Origin of the sequence: Amycolatopsis lurida, assembly GCF_900105055.1 — a bacterium.
Taxonomy (GTDB): Bacteria; Actinomycetota; Actinomycetes; order Mycobacteriales; family Pseudonocardiaceae; genus Amycolatopsis; species Amycolatopsis lurida.
The window spans coordinates 4,289,310-4,303,286 of record NZ_FNTA01000004.1 but is presented as its reverse complement, the minus strand read 5'-3'; the positions used below and the strand labels follow the sequence as shown (position 1 = coordinate 4,303,286).

15 protein-coding genes and 1 tRNA gene are annotated in these 13,977 nt (G+C 67.3%); 6 read left to right on the top strand and 10 right to left on the bottom strand.

Annotation, left to right across the window (positions count from 1 at the left end; all coding sequences use genetic code 11):
- Positions 1-23: 23 nt before the first annotated feature.
- Positions 24-563, top strand: a complete 540-nt coding sequence (locus tag BLW75_RS25550; protein ID WP_034312339.1) for a YbhB/YbcL family Raf kinase inhibitor-like protein — start codon at positions 24-26, stop codon at positions 561-563.
- Between the two features lie 337 nt (positions 564-900).
- On the opposite strand, the gene BLW75_RS25545 is transcribed toward BLW75_RS25550, so the two are convergent.
- From BLW75_RS25545 to BLW75_RS25535, 3 genes are read right to left on the bottom strand one after another with little or no spacing between them, the layout of a single operon-like run.
- Entirely contained in the window at positions 901-1,335 is a 435-nt protein-coding gene (locus BLW75_RS25545) for a GNAT family N-acetyltransferase (RefSeq protein ID WP_034312337.1), read from the bottom strand.
- A 22-nt stretch (positions 1,336-1,357) separates the two neighbouring features.
- Positions 1,358-1,918 (bottom strand): TetR/AcrR family transcriptional regulator, encoded by a 561-nt coding sequence (locus BLW75_RS25540; protein ID WP_016338154.1) that lies wholly within the window; start codon positions 1,916-1,918, stop codon positions 1,358-1,360.
- The gene (locus tag BLW75_RS25535; protein ID WP_034312335.1) at positions 1,919-2,245 is read right to left on the bottom strand and encodes a DMT family transporter; all 327 of its coding nucleotides are present in this window, start codon (positions 2,243-2,245) and stop codon (positions 1,919-1,921) included.
- Between the two features lie 153 nt (positions 2,246-2,398).
- Here BLW75_RS25535 and BLW75_RS25530 point away from each other — a divergent pair, with 153 nt between their 5' ends.
- The 3 genes from BLW75_RS25530 (at position 2,399) to BLW75_RS25520 (ending at position 6,375) form a co-directional block, all read left to right on the top strand.
- Positions 2,399-4,693, top strand: coding sequence for a (Fe-S)-binding protein (locus BLW75_RS25530; RefSeq protein ID WP_034312333.1), 2,295 nt, complete (start codon positions 2,399-2,401; stop codon positions 4,691-4,693).
- A 266-nt stretch (positions 4,694-4,959) separates the two neighbouring features.
- Positions 4,960-5,361, top strand: coding sequence for a DUF742 domain-containing protein (locus BLW75_RS25525; RefSeq protein WP_241783610.1), 402 nt, complete (start codon positions 4,960-4,962; stop codon positions 5,359-5,361).
- Positions 5,362-5,391: 30 nt separating this feature from the next.
- Positions 5,392-6,375 carry a cation diffusion facilitator family transporter gene (locus BLW75_RS25520; protein ID WP_034312329.1) on the top strand — a complete coding sequence of 328 codons (984 nt, stop codon included), beginning with the start codon at positions 5,392-5,394 and terminating at the stop codon, positions 6,373-6,375.
- Here the strand turns inward: BLW75_RS25520 and BLW75_RS25515 are convergent.
- Both BLW75_RS25515 and BLW75_RS25510 read right to left on the bottom strand, forming a co-directional pair.
- Positions 6,369-7,061 carry a CAP domain-containing protein gene (locus tag BLW75_RS25515; RefSeq protein ID WP_091598332.1) on the bottom strand — a complete coding sequence of 231 codons (693 nt, stop codon included), beginning with the start codon at positions 7,059-7,061 and terminating at the stop codon, positions 6,369-6,371. The genes BLW75_RS25520 and BLW75_RS25515 overlap by 7 nt on opposite strands.
- Before the next feature lie 121 nt (positions 7,062-7,182).
- Positions 7,183-7,641: a MarR family winged helix-turn-helix transcriptional regulator gene (locus tag BLW75_RS25510; RefSeq protein ID WP_034312324.1), complete on the bottom strand. Its 459-nt coding sequence runs from the start codon at positions 7,639-7,641 to the stop codon at positions 7,183-7,185.
- Between the two features lie 73 nt (positions 7,642-7,714).
- On the opposite strand from BLW75_RS25510, the gene BLW75_RS25505 reads away from it, so the two are divergent.
- Entirely contained in the window at positions 7,715-8,899 is a 1,185-nt protein-coding gene (locus BLW75_RS25505) for an FAD-dependent oxidoreductase (protein WP_034312639.1), read from the top strand.
- On the opposite strand, the gene dcd is transcribed toward BLW75_RS25505, so the two are convergent.
- Both dcd and BLW75_RS25495 read right to left on the bottom strand, forming a co-directional pair.
- Positions 8,896-9,477 (bottom strand): dCTP deaminase, encoded by a 582-nt coding sequence (gene dcd / locus BLW75_RS25500; RefSeq protein WP_034312321.1) that lies wholly within the window; start codon positions 9,475-9,477, stop codon positions 8,896-8,898. The two genes, BLW75_RS25505 and dcd, sit on opposite strands and share 4 nt — an antisense overlap.
- 13 nt (positions 9,478-9,490) lie before the next feature.
- A complete protein-coding gene (locus BLW75_RS25495; RefSeq protein ID WP_034312318.1) occupies positions 9,491-10,696 on the bottom strand; it encodes an oxygenase MpaB family protein in 1,206 nt (401 codons plus the stop codon).
- A gap of 111 nt (positions 10,697-10,807) precedes the next feature.
- Between BLW75_RS25495 and BLW75_RS25490 the strand changes: the two genes are divergently transcribed.
- Positions 10,808-10,878: transfer RNA gene (locus BLW75_RS25490), tRNA-Gly, on the top strand.
- A gap of 94 nt (positions 10,879-10,972) precedes the next feature.
- On the opposite strand, the gene BLW75_RS25485 is transcribed toward BLW75_RS25490, so the two are convergent.
- Genes BLW75_RS25485 through BLW75_RS25475 form a run of 3 tightly spaced genes read right to left on the bottom strand, consistent with a single transcriptional unit; the run spans position 10,973 to position 13,954 of the window.
- Positions 10,973-12,151, bottom strand: coding sequence for a tyrosine-type recombinase/integrase (locus tag BLW75_RS25485; protein WP_034324870.1), 1,179 nt, complete (start codon positions 12,149-12,151; stop codon positions 10,973-10,975).
- A gap of 1 nt (position 12,152) precedes the next feature.
- Positions 12,153-12,371 carry a helix-turn-helix domain-containing protein gene (locus BLW75_RS25480; RefSeq protein WP_034324873.1) on the bottom strand — a complete coding sequence of 73 codons (219 nt, stop codon included), beginning with the start codon at positions 12,369-12,371 and terminating at the stop codon, positions 12,153-12,155.
- A gap of 17 nt (positions 12,372-12,388) precedes the next feature.
- Positions 12,389-13,954: a replication initiator gene (locus BLW75_RS25475; protein WP_034324886.1), complete on the bottom strand. Its 1,566-nt coding sequence runs from the start codon at positions 13,952-13,954 to the stop codon at positions 12,389-12,391.
- Positions 13,955-13,977 lie beyond the last annotated feature (23 nt).

The following is a 13,977-nucleotide window of genomic DNA, read 5'->3' as shown; positions in this document are numbered from 1 at the left end:
CTGTTCGACGATCAGGAGGACGCATGCCGCAGGCACCCGATCCGTACGAATTCCTGCCCGATCTGCCTGCCTTCACCTTGAGCAGCACCGACATCGAGGAAGGCGGCTTCCTGCCGACGCCCCAGCTTTCCGGGATCTTCGGCGCGGGCGGCGAGGACCGTTCCCCGCAGCTGTCCTGGGAGGGCTTTCCCGCCGAGACCAAGAGTTTCGCGGTGACCTGCTACGACCCCGACGCCCCGACGGCGAGCGGGTTCTGGCACTGGGCGGTGTTCGACATCCCCGCGTCGGTGACCGCGCTCGCCGCGAACGCGGGTGACGAAGCGGGCTCCGGCCTGCCGGAGGGCGCCGTGACCCTGAAGGGGGACGGTGGCGTGAAGCGGTTCCTCGGCGCCGCACCGCCGCCCGGACACGGGCCGCACCGGTACATCTTCACGGTGCACGCCGTCGACGTCGAAAAGCTGGAAGTCGGCGAAGACGCTACGCCTGCTTTCCTGGGCTTCAACCTCTTCAGCCACGCCATCGCCCGGGCGTCGCTCACGGCCCTGCACGAGAACAAGGGCTGAACCGGCTTTCCGTGAAGGCCTCCTTGAGGGACTCTGGGTCAAGGGCCCGGCAAGGTCTCATAACCGCTGTTCAGGTGGGTTATGAGCGGTGGTTCCGGCGCCCGTCGGGTCCACCGCCCTTCGTACGGGCCGCAGCAGGTAGGCACGCACCCGCTCGGGTTCTGAGTGTCCACCGGGGGTCGTGAGTGTTTTGTGTCGTTAGAACGACACAAAACACTCACGACCCCCACGCAAACGGCCGGCTCCCGCCGTCCAGTCCAGAATCAGGTCACCACGCACGACCTTCGAACTGCCAAGAGTGATACCGGCCAGCAGTTGTGCGACCTCGCCGGGCCCCCTAGACCTGCCCGTTCGCCCGGCTCCGCTCCATGTACTGCCCGTCGGGCGGGTCGCCGAAGCCGAACTGCCGGTACAGACCGTGCGCGTCGGCGGTGTGCAGCATCCACCGGAACTCGGCTCCCGGCCCGTTGTCGATCATCTCCCGGACCAGTTCCTTGCCGAGCCCCGCGCCGCGCGCCTCGTCGACGACGAAAACGTCCGCGAGGTACGCGCTGCCGATGGTGTCCGAGAACGCCCGCGCGAACCCGACCAGACGGCCACTCGAAGTCTCGTACGCGCCGACGACCCGCCACGCGTTCCTGAAGACCTTCTCGACCAGCTCGCGGTCTCGCCACTTACCCCAGTAGACCTCGGTGGACAGGCACTTCCACACCACTTCGAGGTCCACCCGTGCCGGGTCGTCGTCCAGTTCGTATGCGCCGACAGTCCTCATGATCCGAACGCTACCCAGCAGGTCAACGAGGTTTCAGCAGGTAATCCACCACCGGTCGCAGCTCTTCCGCGGACGGCGGTTCGTCGTCGATGAGGCCCTGGATCAGCAGCCCGTCGATCCCGGCGAGGAACACCCGGAACGCGACCTCGTCGTCGTGCCGGACCATCGAGGTGAGCACGTCCAGCCAGCGCCGGGCGGCGGGCCGCAGCTCGGGTTTGCGTGCGGCCAGCAGGTACAGCTCGTACTCCGCCATCGTCCGCCCGCGGCGCGGGCCCAGCGCCTCCGCGAGCAGGCCGGCGACCTCTTCCGCGCCGCGGCTGCCCCGGGAGCGGGCGCGGTCGATCATCCAGTAGACCTCGGTCGCCATATCCCTCGCGCACGAGATGAGGGTGGCGATCAGCAGGTCGTCGAGGCTGGAGAAGTGATAGGTGGTCGAAGCCGTCGGCACGCCCGCCTCGGCGGCGACCGTCCGATGGGTGACGCCGGCGACGCCGTCGCGTTCGATCACCCGCAGCGCGGCCGCGATGATCTCCTCGCGCCGCTTCTCGCCCCTGGCCTTCCGGCCATCGACCTGGATCTTCACTTAGTGCGCGCCCCCTGCCTCGATCAACACGACACCGCCGATCACCAGTACCAGCCCGGCGATCACCGACAGATTGACCGGCTCCTTGAAGAACACGATGCCGACGGCCGCCACCAGCGCGACCCCGGCCGCGGCCCAGATCGCGTAGGCGATGCTCACCGGCACGCCCGCCTTCAGCACATACGCCAGCGCGACGAAGGCGAAGGCGTACCCGGCCACGACGACGATCGACGGCCCCACCTTGCTGAAACCCTCGGAAAGTTTCAACGAGACCGTGGCGGTTACCTCAGCGGCGATGGCGAAAGCGAGGAGAAGGTACGCACCCATGTCACAAAAAGTACCTGGACGATCGTCTTAAAACCAAGAGAGGCGTACACCACATCGGTGGGACTTGGGCGCGGTCAGTGGGTTACCCATCAGTAAGAAGCATTAGTCTGCCCGAACCACCACACGCTTCACTCGGACGAAAGGCACCCGACGATGGGCGCTGTACAGCTGACGCTCGGCGGGATCTCGGTCCTGCTCGGCGTCGTCGCCTGGGGAATGTTCTTCGCGACCATCGCCCGCTTCGTGCGGGTGATCCGCCTCGGTCAGCCGGACTCGACCCGCAACGGCCCGTTCATCCCGCGTATGAAGACCCTGATCAAGGAATTCGCCGCGCACACCCGGATGAACAAGGTCAAGAGCGTCGGCCCGGCGCACTGGCTGGTCATGTGGGGCTTCCTGCTCGGGTCACTCGCCCTGTTCGAGGCGTACGGCGAGGTCTTCGTCCCCACGTGGGGCTGGCCCATCCTCGACGACTGGTCGCTGTTCCAGCTGCTCATGGAACTGCTCGGGGTCGGCACCATCGTCGGCATCGTGGTGCTGATCTGGGTCCGCCAGAAGAACCACCCGCGCCGCGCCGACCGGCAGTCCCGCTTCCAGGGCTCCAACTTCAAGTGGGCGTACTTCATCGAGGCCGTCGTGCTCATCGAGGGCATCGGCATCATCGGCGTCCGCGCCGCGAAGTCCGCGCTGAACGTCCACGAAACCCCGATCTGGGCGGCATTCGTCTCGCACCCGATCGGTGAGCTGCTGCCCGCCAGCCCGAACCTGGTGTCGGTGTTCGCGTTCGTCAAGCTGATGAGCGCCACGATCTGGCTGATCGTCATCGCGCGCACGATGACCATGGGCATCGCCTGGCACCGGTTCAGCGCCTTCTTCAACATCTACTTCAAGCGCGAGGACGACGGCGGCGTCGCGCTGGGCGCGCTCAAGCCGATGATGAGCAACGGCAAGGTGCTCGACCTCGAAGAGGCGGACCCGGACGAGGACACCTTCGGCGTCGGCAAGATCGAAGACTTCAGCTGGAAGGGCTGGCTGGACTTCTCCACCTGCACCGAATGCGGCCGCTGCCAGTCGCAGTGCCCCGCGTGGAACACCGGCAAGCCGCTGTCGCCGAAGCTGCTCATCACGCAGCTTCGCGACCACGCCTACGCGAAGGCGCCGTACCTGCTCGCGGGCGGCAAGCGTGACATGGCCGGTGACGAGATCGGCCTGTCCGGCGACAACATGTACGCGGGTATCGACGTCCTCGCGATCGCCGAGTCCCAGAAGGCCCTCATCGGCGACGACGGTGGCGTGATCGACCCCGAGGTGCTGTGGTCCTGCACCTCCTGCGGCGCCTGTGTCGAGCAGTGCCCGGTGGACATCGAGCACGTCGACCACATCGTCGACATGCGCCGCTACCAGGTGATGATCGAATCCGCGTTCCCCAGCGAGCTCAACGGGATGTTCAAGAACCTGGAGAACAAGGGCAACCCGTGGGGCCAGAACGCCAAGGACCGGCTCGCCTGGACCGAGGACCTGGACTTCGAGGTGCCGGTGTTCGACGGCGACCTCGGCGACACCGAATACCTCTTCTGGGTCGGCTGCGCCGGCGCGTTCGAGGACCGAGCGAAGAAGACCACGCGCGCCGTCGCGGAGCTGCTGCACATCGCCGGCGTCAAGTACACCGTGCTCGGCTCGGAGGAGTCCTGCACCGGCGACCCGGCCCGCCGCGCGGGCAACGAGTTCCTGTTCCAGATGCTGGCGCAGCAGAACGTCGAGATCCTGAACTCGGTGTTCGAGGGTCGCGAACGCAAGGCGCGCAAGGTGGTCGTCACCTGTGCCCACTGCTTCAACACTCTCGCGAACGAGTACCCGGAGCTGGGCGGCCAGTTCGACGTCGTGCACCACACGCAGCTGCTCAACCGCCTGGTGCGGGAGAAGCACCTGACCCCGGTGGCCCCGGTCGCCGAGGACGTCACCTACCACGACCCGTGCTACCTGGGCCGCCACAACAAGGTCTACGACGCTCCTCGTGAGCTCGTCGGCGCTTCGGGCGCGCAGCTGCGCGAAATGCCGCGGCACGGCGACCGCTCGATGTGCTGTGGCGCCGGTGGCGCGCGCATGTGGATGGAAGAGAAGATCGGCAAGCGCATCAACGTCGAACGCGTCGACGAAGCGCTCGGCACCGCCCCGTCCAAGATCGCGACCGGCTGCCCGTTCTGCCGCGTGATGCTCACCGACGGCGTCACAGCGCGCCAGAGCGACGGGCAGGCGAGCGAGAAGGTCGAGGTCGTCGACGTCGCCCAGCTGCTGCTGACCGCCGTCAAGCGGAAGCCGGAGCCGCAGCTGGTCCCCGCGGGGGCGCCCTCGCTGGACGCCGTCTCGGACGCCGAACTCGACGGAAAGGCCGACGTGCCCACCGACGAAACGGCCACCGGAACGCCGCTGCCGGAGGAAGACAAGTAGAACGTCACATCCGGAGGGGACATTCTCTCGCACATAATGCGAGAGAATGTCCCCTCTTGTTTTATGGCGTCCGGACCATTCGGTCCCGTTACCCGTTCGGCGGTACACCGTGGCGATAGGCTGCAGCGGATCCGGAAAAAGGGGCGAGGAAATCAATGGGCAACCGGCACGAACTCCGCTCGGTCAAGGAACACCGGCTCGCGCTGCCGGGATCGCCGACCGTTCGCCCGCCCGCCCGCGTCCCTTCGTCCGCGGCATTCGCCAGGATGGCTCAGGAAGCGACCATCCCCAGCATCCCGGCCGCCCGGCGGCCGCCGCGGCAGGAACGTCGTCGCACGCGCGTCCGCCCGTACGTCCGCACGGGCGGACGCACACAGTCCAAACGGAACTTCGCGATCGAAGCGATGATTTCCGTCCGGAACGACGCGCCGTGGAACGCGCCGGGGTTCAGCGTCGAATTCCATTCCGTGAGAACTCTCTGCCGGCGGCCGACTTCCGTCGCCGAAGTAGCGGCGTCACTATGCGTTCCACTCGGCGTTGCAAAGGTCCTTTTGGGTGATATGGCCGAACTCGGTTTGGTCACCGTTCATGAAACACAGGCTGAATTCGACGGTCATCCGGCACTCGCCTTGATGGAACGTGTCCTGCAGGGTTTGCGTCGCCTGTGAGATCACCGCACTCGCACTACGCTACGCAAGGTGAGTGAAGAATCCGGTGACGAGAGCACCCTGACCGTGGTGCTGGCCGGCGGGGTCAACCTCGCCATCGCCGTGCTGAAACTGATCGCCGGGATCATCACCGGCTCCGGCGCGATGCTGTCGGAGGCCGCGCACTCGGTGGCCGACACGATCACCGAAGTCCTCCTGCTGACCGCGTTGAAACGGTCGGACCGCCCCGCCGACCGCGTTCACCCGTTCGGCTACGGCAAGGAGCGGTACTTCTGGTCGCTGCTCGCGGCGGTGTCGATCTTCGCCTCCGGCGCGATGTTCGCGCTCTACGAAGGCTTCTCGACGGTCTTCGGCGAGGAGACCGAGCAGACCGATCCGATCGTCGGTTACGTCGTCCTCGCGATCGCGTTCGCCCTGGAGTCCGTCTCGTGGTTCCAGGCCGTGCGGCAGGTGCGGCGCGACGCCGCGGAATCGGGCCAGAAGGTCTCGGTCTACCTGCGGATGATCGACGACCCGGCTCCGAAGACCGTCCTGTTCGAGGACACGGCCGCCCTGATCGGCCTGCTGCTCGCGTTCGCGGGGATCGGGCTGCACCAGCTCACCGGATCGCACGTCTGGGACGGCGCGGCGTCGATCGCGATCGGGGTGCTGCTGGCACTCGTCGCCTACGTACTCGGGCGCACCAACCGCGGCCTGCTGATCGGCAGGCAGGCCGATCCCAGGCTGGTGCGCGGGGTCCGGGACCACCTGATGGGCACGCCCGAGATCGAGGCCGTCGTCGACCTGCAGACCATGCTGATGGGCACCGATCAGGTGCTCGTCTGCGCCCGCGTCGATTTCGACGATTCCCTGGGCGCCGCGGAGGTCGAACGCGCCTGCGTCCGGATGGCGGCCGAACTGGCGGAGACGTTCGGCGACGTCACCGAGGTGTTCATCGAACCCGTCCCCCGCACGGACGCCGAACTGCGCGCGGCCGTGCTGGCGCGCTACGGCGAGTGGGGCAAGGGTCAGTAGCCGAAGTTCTGCGTCCAGTACATGCCCTTGGTGTTGACGCCGACACCGATCTTCTTCAGCTTGCAGTTGAGGATGTTCGCGCGGTGCCCCGCGGAGTTCATCCAGGCGTCCATCACCTTGGCGGCGCTCGACTGGCCCTTGGCGATGTTCTCGGCACCCGGCTTGTCGTAGCCGGCGGCGCGGATGCGCTGGTCGAACGTGACGCCTTCCGGTGTCGTGTGCGAGAAGTAGTTGCGGGCGGACATGTCGTCGCTGTGGCCCTGCGCGGCGGCGGCGAGATGCGACTCGTTGCTCACCGGCGAGCAACCGGCGTCGGCCCGCTCGGCGTTGACGAGATCGATGACCTGCCCGGCGAGCGAGCTGTCCTGCGAACGAGGCGGCTCCGGCGCCTTGCTCGACGAAGGCTTGGGGGCCTCGGAGGTCTGCGCGGGCGGCTCGGCCGCGGCGGACGACGAGGTGGGCGGCGCGGAGGATGACGTGGGCGCGGCCGAAGACGACGTCGGCGCGGGCGAACCGGCCGCGGGGCCGCCAGGGGCCGGAGCGGACGTCTGACCGAAGTAGGAAGGAGGCTTCGCGAGGGCCTCGCCGGGCCTGCCCTTGGTGTCGGGAACACTCAGTGACAGATTACTCAGCGCAGTACCTTGGAACCGATCGGTCACCATCAGGTAGCTCGCACTGGCGATCACTCCGCCCAGCAGGACGCTGAGCGTGACCAGCAGTAACCGGCTTCGTGTTCTATTGGGGGACACGGGGCCGAAAACTATCACGAACTGGTTACGGCAATACCCCCGAAAGTAGTAATACCGGTCAGCGGCCGAGGCGACCTGTGGAGTCGTGCGTGATCGCCGTCGCGTCGGCGAGGAACCGGATCACGGTCTCCAGTTCCCCGTCCGTGTAGTTCTCACAGGCCTCGCGGACCGACTTCACCAGGTGGTCCCACAACGGCGCGACCGAGGCCATCGCCGCCCCGTCGATCTCGATGAGCACCTTCCGCCGATCCTCGGGATGCGGCTTCCGCGCGACGATCCCCTTGCTCTCGAGCCTGTCGATGAGCGCGGTGATCGAGGCCGGCGCGAGCCCCGCAAGCCGAGAGAGCGCCTTCGGCGTCTGCGGCCCGAAGCGGGCGAGGTAGTCGGTCACCTTGCTTTCGACGACCGAAAGGCCGCGCTGCTCGGCGATCGCGGTGTGGAACATGACCGTCTCGGTCGACAGCGCCCGCGACCCACCGAGGACTCGTTCGATCAGTTCAGCTCGCTCGCTTGACACAGCGGCCAGCCTAGCCGAGTCTTTAGTTCGACAGAACGAATTAGTTTCTAAGATATTCGATGGGGTGAACTACATGGCGAAGGTACTGATCGCCGGCGGGGGCATCGCGGGCACGATCACGGCGATCGCCCTGCACGAGACGGGTCACGAGCCGGTGATCCACGAGGCGTACGACCGGACCGCGGAAGGAGTCGGCGCGTTCCTGACCCTGGCGGTGAACGGCCTCGACGCGCTGGGGCCATTGGGCCTGAAAAGCCTGGTCAAAGGCCTGGGCTTCGACACGCCGCAGATCAAGATGCGGCTGGGCGACGGCCGCGAACTGGCCGACCTCGCGCTCGGTGGACGGCTTGAGGACGGCACCGTGAGCCAGACCGTGCTGCGCTCCGAGCTGTACATCGGACTTCGCGACGAAGCCGTCAGACGCGGCATCGAGATCCGCTACGGCAAGCGTCTGGCCGACGCACGCGAGACCGCTTCGGGCGTCCTCGCGACCTTCGAGGACGGCTCGTCGGCCGAGGGCGACCTGGTGATCGGCGCGGACGGGCTCCGCTCGCGGGTGCGGACGATCATCGACCCGCGGGCGCCGTCACCGCGCTACGTGCCTCTGCTGAACACCGGCGGCGTGACCGAAGGCCTGCGGCTGGACGACGAACCCGGCGTCATGCACATGACGTTCGGCAAACGGCTCTTCTTCACTCACGTCGTCCACCCAGCCGGCGGCGTCTGGTGGTTCGCGAACGTCCCTCGGAAGCATGAGCCATCTCCGGCCGACCTCGCCGTGACGACCACCTGGCGAGAGGGCCTGATCCGGCAGCTGGCGGTGGACCGCACCCCGGCCGCGCGGATCGTGCGCGCGACACCGGAGATCTACCGGCCGTGGGCGACGTACGACTTCCCGAGCGTGCCGACCTGGCGGACGAACCGGATGGTCATCATCGGCGACGCCGCCCACGCGACCTCACCGGCGGCTGGGCAAGGCGCCGCGATGGCCATCGAGGACGCCGTCACGCTGGCGCGATGCCTGCGTGACGTGCCCTCGATTCCCCAGGCGCTCGCCGTCTACGAAGGGCTGCGCCGCGAGCGCGTCGAAGCCGTCGTCGAGCGCGGCAAGCGCAACGGCGACGCGAAAGCGGTCGGCCCCGTCGGACGGGTGATCCGGGACTTCTTCCTCACGCGCGCGTTCAAGAACCCGCCGAAGGAGGACCCGAACGCCTTCATGTGGCGGCACCGGATCGACTGGGAAGCCCCGGTGGCTTAGCGCCAGGTGTCGACGCGGTGGAAGTTCTTGTACGCACGGCTCGGGGTCGGCCCCCGCTGCCCCTGGTAGCGCGAACCGGCCTCGTTCGAGCCGTACGGGAACTCCGCCGCGCTGGACAGGCGGAAGATGCAGAGCTGGCCGATCTTCATGCCCGGCCAGAGCGTGATCGGCAGGTTGGCGACGTTCGACAGCTCCAGCGTGATGTGACCGGAGAAGCCGGGGTCGATGAAGCCCGCGGTGGAGTGCGTGAGCAGCCCGAGGCGGCCGAGGGAGGACTTGCCTTCCAGACGGCCGGCGAGGTCGTCGGCGAGCGTGACGGTCTCGTAGGTGGAGCCGAGGACGAACTCCCCGGGGTGAAGGACGAAGGGGTCTTCGCCCTCCTTCTCGACCAGCGAGGTCAGCTCGTCCTGCTGGAGCTGCGGGTCGATATGCGTGTACTTGCTGTTGTCGAACACGCGGAAGTAGCGGTCGAGTCGCACGTCGATGCTCGACGGCTGGACCATCATCGGGTCGAACGGGTCGACGCCGAGACGGCCGGCGTCGAGCTCTTTACGGAGGTCACGGTCGCTGAGGAGCACGCGATCAGCGTAGTCAAGCGGCCTTCATGTGCCTGCCGTAGGTCGGGTCGAGCCCGAACACCTTGGTGACCTGCCGCAGGTAGTGGCGCCGCCCGGCGGCCCCGAGCAGCTCCTGGAGCGCCGTCGCGCCGGGCACCACCCGCCGGACCGTCTCGGCGGCGAAGTTGACGCCCGCCACCGCGACCACGGCCGCCTGCGCGACCGGATCGTCGGGCAGCTCCAGGAAGTCGGCGTTGGTCTTGCCCAGCAGGAGCCTGCTGATCGCCCCGTGCCCGGCGACCGACACGTGCGAAAGGACCTTGCCGAGCGCGCCCCGGCCCTCGCCGATCCCGGCGTGGGACTTCATCAGCGCCGCGGCGAGCCGTTTGGAATCGTCGTCCGGGATGAACTCGGTGGTGGCGAGCAGCCACAGCAGACGCCAGGCGTCGTCCTCGCCGGCGGGCAGGAGTTCCTCGTCGACGCCCATCAGCCAGCCGACGTAACGCCAAAGGTGCAGGATGTCGGCGCGCTCGCGGGCGCTGTAGCGGAGCCCGAGCAGTTGCGTGCCGAAGACGTAGACGAGCGAGAAGAGCAGGAGCGTGCCCGCGGTCTGGACCTGGTTGACCGGCTTGTCCCAAGCGGCGTAATCCCAGTCCTTGCGGCGGTTCATGGCCGCGCGGACGTGCGCGTGCACGATCCGCACCCGCAACGCGGACTCGTACCCGCGCCCGCCGGGCACCAGCGCGCCCGGTGTCGTGACGTGGATCCACCACGTCGCCGTCTCGACGAGGCGTCGCGCCGCCTTGTACTCGATCTCACCGGTGCCGACGAGCGCCTTCGTGGCGCGCGACGCGAGATAGCCGCCCATCAGCGAGACGTCGCCGAGCGGGAAGAGACCGAGCAACCCGGCGCGCGTGATCGCCCGCGCTCCACGATCCAACCGGTCCGGATCGACCCAGTACGGCGTCGCCTCGACGTCGCGGAAGAAGGCTTCGAGCTCCTCCGGCGGACTCTCGACGCTGTCGATCCCTTGCCGCAGCGCCTGTTCGAACTGGCCTTGGGCACCCTGGCGCAACAACGGCACCAGCACGTCGGCCGCCGGATCCTCCCGCTGCGCGAACCGCCGCAACCGGGCCACCTGGCGCTCGTCGCCCCTGATGTCGCCCTCGATGAACAACCTCGACGCGACCCGGAACCCGCCTTGACGGAACAGTTCGGGATCAGGCAGCCGCTCACCCATCCGGATCACCTCCGAGGTCGACAACAAGTGTTGTCACTTTTGCGGGCGGCGTCAAGGATGGGGTGGGGCTTGGCAAGGGCAGATCCGGACCATGTATGCTGGCGGCGCACTGCGGATGTAGTTCAATGGTAGAACATCAGCTTCCCAAGCTGAATACGCGGGTTCGATTCCCGTCATCCGCTCTCATGCGAAAGCCCCAGGTCAGTGGATGTCCACTTAGGACCTGGGGCTTTCGCTTTGTCCGGCCGATCTTCCGGCTGGGCCATTAACGGGCCATTAGCCGACCGGGACCGGCTGGCCACTCAGACCGTCGTCATCGTCATCCGCGTTGCCCGTCCGGTGCTGGTCGACGAGCTTCGACAGCCGATCAGCGATCCGTTCGTCAGCGTCGCTGGTCGCCCGCTGGTAGATGAGCGCCGCCCGCATGTCGTCATGCCCCATCCGCGCCATGAGGTCTTTGGTCGACGTGCCCGCCTTCGACGCCCAGATGTTGCCCGCGTGCCGGAGGTCATGGAAGTGCAGACCCTTGAGCCCCATCTTCGCCACGACCTCCGTCCACTTCGTCCGCTGACTGAAGTTCGGCCGACGCACCGGGTTGCCCGCACGCTCACCGGTGAACAGCAGCGCGTCGTGCTCCGGCTTCACGAACGCGTCGAGGTGCTTCACCACGTCCCGCCGAATCGCAGCCGGAACGATCAACGTCCGCACTCCTGCCCGCGACTTCGGCGGACCCACGATCAGCCCGCGACCCGGAACCTCGACCAGCGCCCGCGAGATCCGGACCCAACTCCCATCCTCCGCGACGTCACACCGCCGCAGCGCAGACACCTCACCCCAACGGAGCGACGCGAACGCGGCCAGCAGCACGAGCGCCCGGAACCGCTCCGGCATCCGCCCGGCCAGGTCGAACACCTGAGGAACGGTCAGAATCGGCCGCTCCGCCGGATTTTCCTTGTCGGCACCCCGCACGCGGCAAGGGTTCCGCTGCAAGATCTTGTCCTCGTCGACCGCCGTGGTCAGGATTGCTCGCAGCAGCCTGTATGCCTTGGCAGTGACCGACTCGGACACTCCTGCCGCCAGCCGATCCGCACGCCATTGCCGAACGATCGCCGTCGACAACTTGCCCAGTTCGACGCCGCCGAGATCCGCTTCGATGTGCTTCCGCAGAAGCCACCGGTACAACTCGACAGTGCGCGGACGCAGGCCAGGTCGCTGTGTAATCCACTGGTCCGCATAGTTCCCGAGTGTGACCTTCGCCTTCTCAGGGTCGATCCATTCGCCTTTGATGATCTGCGTTTCGGTTACGGACAACCACTGTTCGGCCGTGCGCTTGCTGGCGAACATCGTCGGAGCGTTCCGCATCTGGCCGTCCGGTCCCGGATAACGCGCCTGCCACTTCCCCGATGCTCGTTGCCGGACATTGCCAAAACCCCGACGCCCTCGCTTACTCGCCATGTCAGGCCGCCCTTCCGAGGTCCCGGATCACCGAAGCCCGCGTGATCGGCTCGACCCGACCGGCCTGGATGAACTCCTCAAGATCAGCGATGGTGAACCGCACGTGTACGCCGACCTTGTGGAACGCCACGCGCCTCTCCGCGATCAACCGCCGCACGAACCGGACGCGCGTGTTCAGGTACTCGGCTGCTTCTTCGACTGTCAGGTAGTTCTTTCCCACGTTCGCCTCCCCAGTTCCTAAGCCGCCAGCGGAGTTGCCGAAAGATCCGGCGGACTCTGCGCGGCGAGCAATGCCTTGTCGTACTCGGCTTTCCACGTGATCCGTTCCGAAATCGCGTGCATCACCAGGTGGTCCCGAGGAGGCACGTTCACGTCGCCGGAGTCGACCTTGCGCCAGACCAGTCGAGCCGGATCGGGTGCCGGTTTCTCGATCCCGACCGCCGCCAGTGCTTCGATCACGAACGCCTTCCGGTCCGCCTTGTGGTCGACGAGCGTCTTCCCCGACCACTTGCGCGACACCAGCACCCGCCGCCCCGGGAGCCCGAGCGTGGTCCGCCGATGCGCCCGTCCTTTGCACTGCCCAGGGGTGGTCTTTCCGTTGGCGCCCTTGGGATTGATGCCATACAGCAGCCACACCGCGCACCGAGGCGAGCAGGGCGTCACCGACAGCTCCGCGTGCAACCGGTCGTGGTGATCCCTCTGCCGCGTCGTGTCGGCTTCCACGACCTGACCGGTGGACTTGGTGAGGTACTTGGTCAGGTAGCCGATGTGCCGCCCGGCTTCCTCCGAGCCGCCGAGGATGCCCTTGGAGTGCACCTGACGGCCGAAGGTGACCACGTGCGCCGGGTTTTCCACGGCTTCAACAGCGTCGTCCCAGTCGGTCAGCGGTTCGCGGGTGTCGGGGTCGACGAACACCCGGCGGTCGCCGTCCCACAGCGGCATCCGGTCGACGTAGACCACCTGGTCGTGCTCTGGCCACCAGACCTGGTGATAGGTCGCTTCGGTGACTTGGCGGATCACGTCATGCGGGACCGATCCCCGAATCGCCGCGTGCAGGTGCGGAGCAGCCCGCCGCTGCGGTTCCACGGTCGCGAAGTACTGCGCGTCCCAGCCCACGACCCGCCGGAGGTTCTGCCACCACCGGTCCACGAGCGCGGAGAAGTGGACCGCGTCCCGAGCCGCCCGCCGATAGTCATAGGTCGACGGATCGACCGGCGCGCCGTCCGAGCGGACCGGGCCGTAGGTGTCGCAGGTGAGCGTGACGAACATCGACGGCCGGAACCGTCCCGCGTACTCCCGTCCGAGCGTGGTCTTGGCGACCTTGCGTCGAGGCAGGTTCGGCGCGTCCTGCCGCCGCTTCGTCGACCGCTTCACCGCCTTCTTGATGGGCAGGTCGATCGACGGGAGACGGCCACGCATCCCGAGTTGCCGAAGTTCGTCGTCGACTCCCTGGATCTCTTCCCGCAGTTCGTCGGCCTCCGCCTGGTCGCTCACTTCGCGGTAGGCCGCGACGAGGTCAGCCCGGAACGCAAGCAGCTCCGTCTGCGCCTCGGTCGGCGACTCTGAGGTGAAGTCGGGTTCCTCGGTCATGTGCCAGCCTTCACGGCACTGGACCTGTCGCAGCGCCTTCGCCTTCCGAGCGCACGGCAGGCATACCGATTCGACCGTCGAGCCGCAGGGAACGGGGACGTAACGGAGTTCGCCGGTCTCGGTGTCCCCGACCTCTATCGTGAACGGCCGAACACAGACGCCGTGCTTCTCAGCGGTCGCCTTCACCACGTCCGACGCGAGAGGTTCGCGCATCCGGGCGGCCCGTGAGTTGGCCG